This window comes from Actinoplanes sp. NPDC051633, assembly GCF_040681735.1.
In the GTDB taxonomy this organism is placed as follows: domain Bacteria; phylum Actinomycetota; class Actinomycetes; order Mycobacteriales; family Micromonosporaceae; genus Actinoplanes.
The window spans coordinates 1-7378 of record NZ_JBFAZH010000300.1 but is presented as its reverse complement, the minus strand read 5'-3'; the positions used below and the strand labels follow the sequence as shown (position 1 = coordinate 7378).

General features: G+C 71.8%; 10 protein-coding genes and 1 pseudogene. 4 read left to right on the top strand and 7 right to left on the bottom strand.

Annotation, left to right across the window (positions count from 1 at the left end; translation table 11 throughout):
- From AB0M20_RS18350 to AB0M20_RS18340, 3 genes are all read right to left on the bottom strand, one after another.
- On the bottom strand, nt 1-620 hold a 620-nt coding region (locus AB0M20_RS18350; RefSeq protein WP_364299553.1), incomplete at its 3' end, for a sigma-70 family RNA polymerase sigma factor.
- The gene (locus tag AB0M20_RS18345; protein ID WP_364299551.1) at nt 614-961 is read right to left on the bottom strand and encodes a YciI family protein; all 348 of its coding nucleotides are present in this window, start codon (nt 959-961) and stop codon (nt 614-616) included. The genes AB0M20_RS18350 and AB0M20_RS18345, both read right to left, overlap by 7 nt.
- Nucleotides 962-1211: 250 nt before the next feature.
- Complete coding sequence (locus AB0M20_RS18340) at nt 1212-1559, bottom strand: TfoX/Sxy family protein (protein ID WP_364299549.1); 348 nt, start codon at nt 1557-1559, stop codon at nt 1212-1214.
- 462 nt (nt 1560-2021) lie between these two features.
- On the opposite strand from AB0M20_RS18340, the gene AB0M20_RS18335 reads away from it, so the two are divergent.
- Complete coding sequence (locus tag AB0M20_RS18335) at nt 2022-2483, top strand: DUF4396 domain-containing protein (RefSeq protein WP_364299547.1); 462 nt, start codon at nt 2022-2024, stop codon at nt 2481-2483.
- Between the two features lie 145 nt (nt 2484-2628).
- Here the strand turns inward: AB0M20_RS18335 and AB0M20_RS18330 are convergent, their stop codons facing one another.
- Nucleotides 2629-3504, bottom strand: a complete 876-nt coding sequence (locus AB0M20_RS18330) for an aminoglycoside phosphotransferase family protein (protein ID WP_364299545.1) — start codon at nt 3502-3504, stop codon at nt 2629-2631.
- A gap of 30 nt (nt 3505-3534) precedes the next feature.
- Between AB0M20_RS18330 and AB0M20_RS18325 the strand changes: the two genes are divergently transcribed.
- Nucleotides 3535-4224, top strand: coding sequence for a VOC family protein (locus AB0M20_RS18325; RefSeq protein WP_364299543.1), 690 nt, complete (start codon nt 3535-3537; stop codon nt 4222-4224).
- Here AB0M20_RS18325 and AB0M20_RS18320 read toward each other — a convergent pair.
- Nucleotides 4191-4649 carry an AAA family ATPase gene (locus AB0M20_RS18320; protein ID WP_364299541.1) on the bottom strand — a complete coding sequence of 153 codons (459 nt, stop codon included), beginning with the start codon at nt 4647-4649 and terminating at the stop codon, nt 4191-4193. The two genes, AB0M20_RS18325 and AB0M20_RS18320, sit on opposite strands and share 34 nt — an antisense overlap.
- A 72-nt stretch (nt 4650-4721) precedes the next feature.
- Here AB0M20_RS18320 and AB0M20_RS18315 point away from each other — a divergent pair, with 72 nt between their 5' ends.
- Nucleotides 4722-5465, top strand: a complete 744-nt coding sequence (locus AB0M20_RS18315; protein ID WP_364299539.1) for a hypothetical protein — start codon at nt 4722-4724, stop codon at nt 5463-5465.
- Between the two features lie 16 nt (nt 5466-5481).
- Nucleotides 5482-6228 carry a lysophospholipid acyltransferase family protein gene (locus AB0M20_RS18310; protein WP_364299555.1) on the top strand — a complete coding sequence of 249 codons (747 nt, stop codon included), beginning with the start codon at nt 5482-5484 and terminating at the stop codon, nt 6226-6228.
- Between the two features lie 25 nt (nt 6229-6253).
- Here the strand turns inward: AB0M20_RS18310 and AB0M20_RS18305 are convergent, their stop codons facing one another.
- Both AB0M20_RS18305 and AB0M20_RS18300 read right to left on the bottom strand, forming a co-directional pair.
- Nucleotides 6254-7096, bottom strand: coding sequence for a phosphotransferase (locus AB0M20_RS18305; protein WP_364299537.1), 843 nt, complete (start codon nt 7094-7096; stop codon nt 6254-6256).
- 23 nt (nt 7097-7119) lie between these two features.
- Nucleotides 7120-7378, bottom strand: a pseudogene (locus AB0M20_RS18300) (LuxR family transcriptional regulator); the annotation flags it as partial.

The window sequence follows — 7378 nt, the reverse complement described above, 5'->3', positions numbered from 1 at the left end:
GCCGTACCCAGCCAGATCGCCTCGGCCGCCAGCTCGTCCCGACCCCCGTAACCCTCGTTGAAGATCAGATACACCACCGCCAGAACGGCATCCAGCCGCTCCCGGAGCAGATGATCCGGCGGCACCCGGAACGGGATCCCCGCCGCCTTGATCTTCCGTTTGGCCCGCACCAGCCGCTGCGCCATCGTGCGTTCCGGCACCAGGAACGCCCGGGCGATCTCATCGGTGCTCAACCCGCCCAGCGTGCGCAGCGTCAGCGCCACCTGCGCCTCGACCGCCAGCGCCGGATGACAGCAGGTGAAGATCAGCTCCAGACGCTCGTCCGGGAACGACGTGTTCATCGGCACCTCGGCCCGACGGTGTTCGGCAGCAAGCAGGCCGACCTTGGCCGCCAGCACCCCCTCGCGGCGGACCCGGTCGGTGGCCCGGTTACGCGCCGTCCGCATCAGCCAGGCCCGCGGATTGTCCGGCACCCCGTCCCGCGGCCAGCGATCCGCCGCGATCGCGAACGCCTCCTGCGCGGCGTCCTCGGCGAGGTCGAAATCCCCGAGGACGCCGATCAGAGCCGCCAGGACACGACCCCACTCCCGGCGGAAGACCTCGTCCAGCCCGGCTACCAATACACCTCCGACGGCCGGATCTCGACCGCGCCGCCGTAGCGCGCCGCCGGGACGCGCGACGCCACCTCGATGGCCGCGTCGATGTCGTCGGCCTCCAGGATGAACCAGCCGCCGACGGCCTCCTTCATCCCCACGAACGGGCCGTCGGTCGTCAACGTCCGGCCGCCCTGCACTCGCACGGTGGTCGCGTTCTCCGCCAGGCCCATCGGTAGCCCCGGCGTGACCCCCGGCGTCTGGTTGATCGCCTGATAGTCGGCGTAGACCTGCTTCTGCTCCTCCTCGGGGAGCGCGGCCTGCTCGGCGAGCGCCGAGCCTTGATAGATCAACATGATGTACTTCATCGTTGCTCCTCGTCGGCAGGGGATACGTCGCAGTAAGACGAACAGCCGCCCGCGAAATCGACAGTTCCGCCGGAGTCGGATCGAGGGGAGTGGCGCGGGCCGTGCCGACCGTGGGGGAGCCCCGACGCTCCATGAAGTTGCCGCGCGCGTTTCGGCTGTGGCTTACGCGGTCGTCGGTGTCGCGTGGTCAGGTTGACGCTCTAGCCTCGCCCATGCTGCATAAGACATATTATGCAGCATTTGTCCATTATCAACGTGGCGTGATCTCGTCCAGATACGTGTACGCCTCGCCGAGCAGCGAGCGCCACGCGTCCTCGCCGGCGGCGTAGGGCATCTCGACCCATTCGCGCATCGTGCGGCCGTTCATCACGATGCGGGTGACCGCGCCCTGGGAGACCAGCTCGTCCGCCCGTGCCTGCGGGATCTTGACCATGAGCTCGCCGGCGTGGTTGACGAGTCCGAACACCTTGCCGCGGACGCGCAGCCCGACGGTTGAGAACATGCGGCCCCAGTCGACGCCGGGCCGTTTGAGAAAGTCGTCGGCGAGCGTGTCGAGGCGGGCGTCGCCTCGCTCGGCGGCGGCATGATCCTTGGCCATGGGCGTCAGTCTGCCATCCGCGCTCAGGTTGACATAATGTCAATTATCGACCTGGTACGAACGTCAATCTTCTGTGTACGTGTTTCTCTCAGGATTTCGCCGCCACCGGAAAGCACGAACCTCGGCCAACGTGGGCCAACGTAGCCGATCTCACAGATCCGGTGCGCCTACGCGATGCCCGCGGGTGGAAACGTCCGCAAGACCGGGATCGACAACCGCCCCGCCCCGCGATCTGCTCACCCATGTCGGTGAGCGCGCGTAACCACGTCCGTCCTCGCCGGCGCTGCCGCGCAGTCCGTGCTTCTGTGCGTCGGCGGATCGTCACCACACGTTGTCCGGTCCGCCGGCGCTGCCGATGACGTGTGCGCCGTGGCCCCGGGGTGTGTTGAGGCGCGTGACGGGTCGTCGCATCGTGAGGGCCCTCACCTTGCGCATATACCCCCTAGGGGTATACTCTTCGGCATGGAGCACAAGGCGACGTGGTCCGCCGCGGCCACAGCTACGTTGCACTGTCTGACCGGCTGCGCCATCGGCGAGGTGCTGGGGATGGTGATCGGCACGGCGCTGGGGCTGCACAACGCGGCCACGGTGGTGCTGGCGATCGTGCTGGCGTTCGTTTTCGGGTATGCGCTGACGATGCGCGGCGTGCTGCGCGCCGGGCTGGACTTCGGGAGCGCGCTGAAGGTGGCGCTGGTCGCCGACACGGTGTCGATCGCGGTCATGGAGCTGCTGGACAACGCGTTCTTGCTGGCGGTGCCGGGCGCGATGGACGCGGGGCTGTCCAGCGCGCTCTTCTGGGCCTCGCTGGGTGGGGCGCTGCTGGTGGCGTTCGTGCTGACCACGCCGGTCAACCGGTGGATGATGTCCCGCGGCCGTGGGCATGCCGTGGTGCACGAGTTCCACGGGCAGTCGCACGGGCACTGATCGAGGGCACACTGATCGAGGGTCATGGCGTGCCCGCGCAGCGGCGCAGCCCGCCGCGTAGCGGCCGAGGGTGACCACGCACGCAGGTGGAGGGAGCGCAGCGACCGACCCTCGGCGGGAGCAGCGGTCTGCACCACCCACCCACCTACGACATCGTCGTGATTTTCAGGATTGCGTCGAGGGTGCGTGCGGCGGTGGTGTGCATGGCCGGGTTGGTGTGTTCGTAGTACCAGAGTGAGCCGATGGCCTGGAGCAGTGCCCATCCCCTGCCCCGCTGCCAGGCCTCGTCGGATGCGTCGAGGGCGTGGCGGTATCCGTGGGCCCGGCCGGGGTCGAAGAGGTTCCAGGCCGGCATGTAGTCGACGGCCGGGTCGCCGATGGTGACCGCGCCGAGGTCGATGACGGCGGCGAGGCGGCCGTCGCGGACGAGCAGGTTGCCCGGCATCAGGTCGGCGTGGATCCAGACGTCCGGGCCGTGGTGGTCCGGGGTGGCGTCCCAGATCTCGGCGAGGCGCCGGGTGTCGGTCAGGTGGGCGCTGCGGGCCAGGCTGTGCTGCACCCAGTCGTCGTGGTCGTGCAGCGGTCCCCCGCGCCCGTTGCCGGGCCAGACGCGGCCGCCGGTGTCGATGCCGTGCAGGGCGGTGACGAAGGCGGCCAGGTCGTCGGGTGCCACACCGCCGCCTGATGGGTCGTCCGGTGGGTGGCCGGGGATCCAGCGGTAGGCGGTCCAGTAGCCGGCGTACCCCGGTCCGGGCTCGCCGAGGGCGAGCGGCTCCGGGACCTGGACCGGGACGTGGGGCTGGATGAGCCGGGCGTGGTCCTGTTCGGCGAGGAGCCCGGCGGGGTCGGTGACGGGTTCGAGGGGGAAGCGCAGGACGGTGTCGTCGCCGAGGCGGTAGAGGGCGTTGACGGTGCCGCCGGAGCGGACCGGGGTGATCGGGAGGTCGCGCCACTGCGGGAACTGGGCGGTGGCGAGCGCGTGCGCGGTGGCCGGGGTGATGTCGACCTGGCCTGGGTGCATGGTTTCCTCTACGGCGTGGACGTGATGTGGATGACGGGGTTCCTGGACTCGCCGGGGCGTGACGCGGAGGGCTTCTGGGCCGAGGTGACGGGGTCGGCCTTGTCCGCGCGGCGGGACGGCGGCCGGTTCGCGACGTTGGTGCCGGCCGAGGGGGACGCCTTTCTGCGCGTGCAGATCGTGGACGACGGGCCGCCCGGCGGTCATCTGGATTTCCATGTGGCCGATGTCGCGGCGGCCGCCGCCGAGGCGCGGGAGGCGGGCGCGTCGGTGGTGTCCTCGGCGGATGGGCTGGTGGTGTGCCGCTCCCCTGCCGGGTTGGCGTTCTGCCTGGTCGGGTGGCAGGGCGAGCGGGTGGTTCCGCCGCCGGTGCGGGGCAGCGTGGTGGATCAGATGTGCCTGGACGTGCCGGTGGCGGACTTCGATGGTGAGTTGCGCTTCTGGGCGGCGCTGGCGGGCTGGGAGCCGGTCTCGTCGGATCTGGGTGAGTTCGAGCGACTGGTACGCGCGCCCGGGCAGCCGCTGCAGTTGTTGTTCCAGCGGGTCGGCGGGTCGACGCCGGGCATGCACGTCGACTTGGCGGCCGAGGACCCGGCGGCGACGGTGGCGTGGCACGAGTCGCTGGGCGCCACGGTGGTGCGGCGCCGGCCCGGGCAGTGGACGACGTTGCGGGATCCGGCCGGGCGGGACTACTGCGTCACCCATCGGCGCCCGTCGTCGTAGGTGGCCAGTTCCTCGTCGGTGGGCGCCTCGAACAGCGGCGCGTACTCGTCCATCTGCTCGGCGGTGAGGGCGACCTCGCGGTGTTCGACGCGTTGTTTGAGCATGTCGAGGGGTGCGTGCAGGTGGATGAGGGTGACCCGGGCGCCGAGGGCGCGGGCGGTGTCGCGATAGTGGTCGCGTTCGGTGCGGGCGTAGAAGCCGTTCTCCAGGATGACGCTCTGGCCGTGCCGGAGCAGGTCCTGGGCGTGGCGCCAGAGTTGCTGTTCGACGCGGTCGCGCATCGCGATGTCGAAGAGGTCCTGCCCCAGTGCGGTGAGCCACTCGTCGGGGCTGAGGCGGATCGCGTTGTGGTCGGTGGCGAGGCGGCGGGCGGTGGTGGTCTTGCCGGCGCCCGGCAGGCCGCACATCAGGATGAGGCGCGTCATGGGATTCCTGTCGGTGGGTGCTGGTAGAAAGACCACAGCATTGATACAGGCGTACGAACAGGGGTGGGGTCAGTGGCGACGCGGGTGCGAGGTCTGTCCGAGGGTGACGTGCAGGGGATCCGGGAGGGTGTGGCGGCGGGGCGGCGGCCCAAGGTGGTGTTCACCGAGTCGGCGGGGCAGATCGCGGGTCAGCTGGGCCAGGTGGTGCGGCTGACCGATCCGGCGGAGTCCGACGAGTGGGTGGTGGTGCGGTTCGGGCGCGACGAGTTGCCGTTCTCCCCCGCCGATCTGCTGGTCGCGCCGCGGGGTGCGGTCGCGGCGGCGCGGAAGAAGGCGGCTCCGTCCCCACCGCAGGCTCCGCCGCGGCCGGAGCCGGAGTTCGTGATCGACAAGCCGCCGCCCGCGCGTCGCCCGTCGCCGCCGCTGCCGTCCGGGCAGTCTGGGACGGTGACCGACTCCCCTGCTGCGTCCCCTGCTGCGTCCCCTGCCGCATCTCCGGCCCCGCCGGCTCCACGTAAGGCGGCGCGGGCGCCGAAGCCCAAACCGCCGCCGGGGCTGACCGTGACGCTCGCCTACACGGAGGGCGAGTGGACGGTGGCCGCCGCCCAGGGGTCGAAGACGCTGGCGAAGCCCTATGTGATCAAGCCGGTGGAGGCGATGCGGATGGTGTCGCTGGTGGACGTGCCGGGGGTGCAGGAGGCGGTGGAGCAGATCCTGGCGGTGGAGCGGGCCGAGGCGGAGCAGGAGGCGGAGCGGTTGCGGGCGCAGCTGGCCGAGATCGAGTCGCGGCTGGCGGAGCTGCGTGACGCAGGCTGAGGCCGGTTCGTGGCGGGTGCCGTGGGTGTGGCGGTTCCTGCTGTGGTTGTCGCCGGCGATCGTGTGGCCGTTCTGCCGGTTGCGGGTCTCCGGTGAGGTGCCGGCGAGGCTGCGCGGCGGGCCGTTGATCCTGGCGGCCAACCATGTGAGCCCGGCCGACCCGGCGATGGTGGCCGCGGCGTGTGCGCGGGTGGGGCTGGCGCCGCGGTTCATGGCGACCGGCGGGGTCTTCACGGCGCCGGTGTTCGGGGCGGTGATGCGCCGGTCGGGGCACATCCGGGTGGATCGGCGCACGGCGCGGGTGTCGGAGGCGTTGCCGGCCGCGGCCGCCGCGTTGAAGGCGAATTCCACGGTGCTGGTCTACCCGGAGGGGCGGATCGGGCTGGATCCGTGGATGTGGCCGGAGCGGGGCAAGACGGGGGTGGCGCGGATGGCGGCCCTGTCCGGCGCGCCGGTGCTCCCGGTGGCGCAGTGGGGCACGCACGCGGTCCTGCCGTACGCGGCGCCGAAGGGTCTGGTGTCGTCGGTGCTGCGCGCCTTGGTGCGGCGGCCGGTGGTGCACGTGCGTTTCGGGGAGCCGGTCGACCTGTCGGGCTTGGCTGGGACGGCGGGGGCGCAGGCGATGCTGGCGACCAGGCTGATCGTGGAGGGCATCGACCGCACGCTGACGCCGTTGCGGGCGGGCGAGATGCGCGAGCCGGCGGTGGTGGACCCGACCCGCCCGGTCGACATGTCCCGCGTCCGGCGGCGTCGTCCCGGCTAGGGCCGGTCCGCGTGGCGGTGCGGGGCTAGATGGTGGTGCCGGGTTCGGCGATGTCCAGCCAGGCGTCGACCGTGGCGTGGTCGTGGTGGCGGATGGACCAGTCGATCTGCCGCAGGCTCATGTGCGCCCAGAAGGCCCGGTAGCGGTCGGCCGGGATTCCGGCCAGCGCCTCGTCCACCGGGCCGGTCGCGGCGGGGTTCCAGCGTCTCAGGTGGAACTGCAGCGTCACCAGGTCGAAGCGGCCGTCGAAGCGGTCGGCGCCGTCCCAGTCGATCACCCCGGTGATGCGGCCGCGGTCGACCAGCACGTTGAACGGGTGGTAGTCGAAGTGGACCAGGTCGTCGCCGGTGATCGCCGGTGTCGCGGCGCCCACCTCGTGCACCCAGTCCAGCAGCCGGGCGGTCCTGCGGTCGTACCCGATCAGGGGCTTGTGCAGGCAGAAGCCGGGACCGTCGGTGGTCAGGTGCAGCTCGACCGGCGCGACCAGCGGGCGGTCGGCGAGCAGGCCCCGCAGGCGGGCGTTCACCCGGACCATCTGCTCGACCAGGGATGCGCTGGTCGTCGCGGGTGTCGGCACGGCGCCGGGCAGGCACTGCTGGACGATGACGCGGCGGCCGTCGATGTGGGCGGACAGCTCCAGCTTGGCGGTGGGTACGCCCGCGGCGCGGGCCCGGTCGAGCAGCGGGCCGGTGCGGGAGTGGCCCTCGCTGAGCACGGACCGGCGGCCGTCGGGCCAGCGCACGTACGCGGCGCCGACCTCACCGCCCGGGCAGGGCCCCTCGACGACGAACCGGACGCCGGTGATGTCGGCGATGCGCTCCACCAGAGTGTCGGCGTCCAGGCGGGCGACGCGCGGCGAGTCGGTCATCTCTCCGTCGTCTCTTGGTGCGCTCATTTCTGGGTGCGCTGGCGCAGGTAGGCCAGGACCGCCTCGCGGGTGGTGCGGACCCCGAAGATCGCGCGGGCCTCGGCGATGCGGCGGTTCGCGGTGCGCAGCGACAGATACTCGGCCGCGGCCGCGGCGGCGATCGTGTCACCGGCGGCCAGCCTGTCCAGCAGGGCCCGCTGCTCGGGCACCAGGTCGGCGAGGGCGTCGCCGGGCTCCTCGGGTCCGCCGGGTCCGTGCTGCACCGGGCCGAGCCGGGCCAGG

Bases quoted from the DNA above. Each gene is read 5' to 3' on its own strand.
- AB0M20_RS18345 (WP_364299551.1), bottom strand. From the start codon at position 961: ATGAAGTACATCATGTTGATCTATCAAGGCTCGGCGCTCGCCGAGCAG.
- AB0M20_RS18340 (WP_364299549.1), bottom strand. From the start codon at position 1,559: ATGGCCAAGGATCATGCCGCCGCCGAGCGAGGCGACGCCCGCCTCGAC.
- AB0M20_RS18335 (WP_364299547.1), top strand. From the start codon at position 2,022: ATGGAGCACAAGGCGACGTGGTCCGCCGCGGCCACAGCTACGTTGCAC.
- AB0M20_RS18330 (WP_364299545.1), bottom strand. From the start codon at position 3,504: ATGCACCCAGGCCAGGTCGACATCACCCCGGCCACCGCGCACGCGCTC.
- AB0M20_RS18325 (WP_364299543.1), top strand. From the start codon at position 3,535: ATGACGGGGTTCCTGGACTCGCCGGGGCGTGACGCGGAGGGCTTCTGG.
- AB0M20_RS18320 (WP_364299541.1), bottom strand. From the start codon at position 4,649: ATGACGCGCCTCATCCTGATGTGCGGCCTGCCGGGCGCCGGCAAGACC.
- AB0M20_RS18305 (WP_364299537.1), bottom strand. From the start codon at position 7,096: ATGACCGACTCGCCGCGCGTCGCCCGCCTGGACGCCGACACTCTGGTG.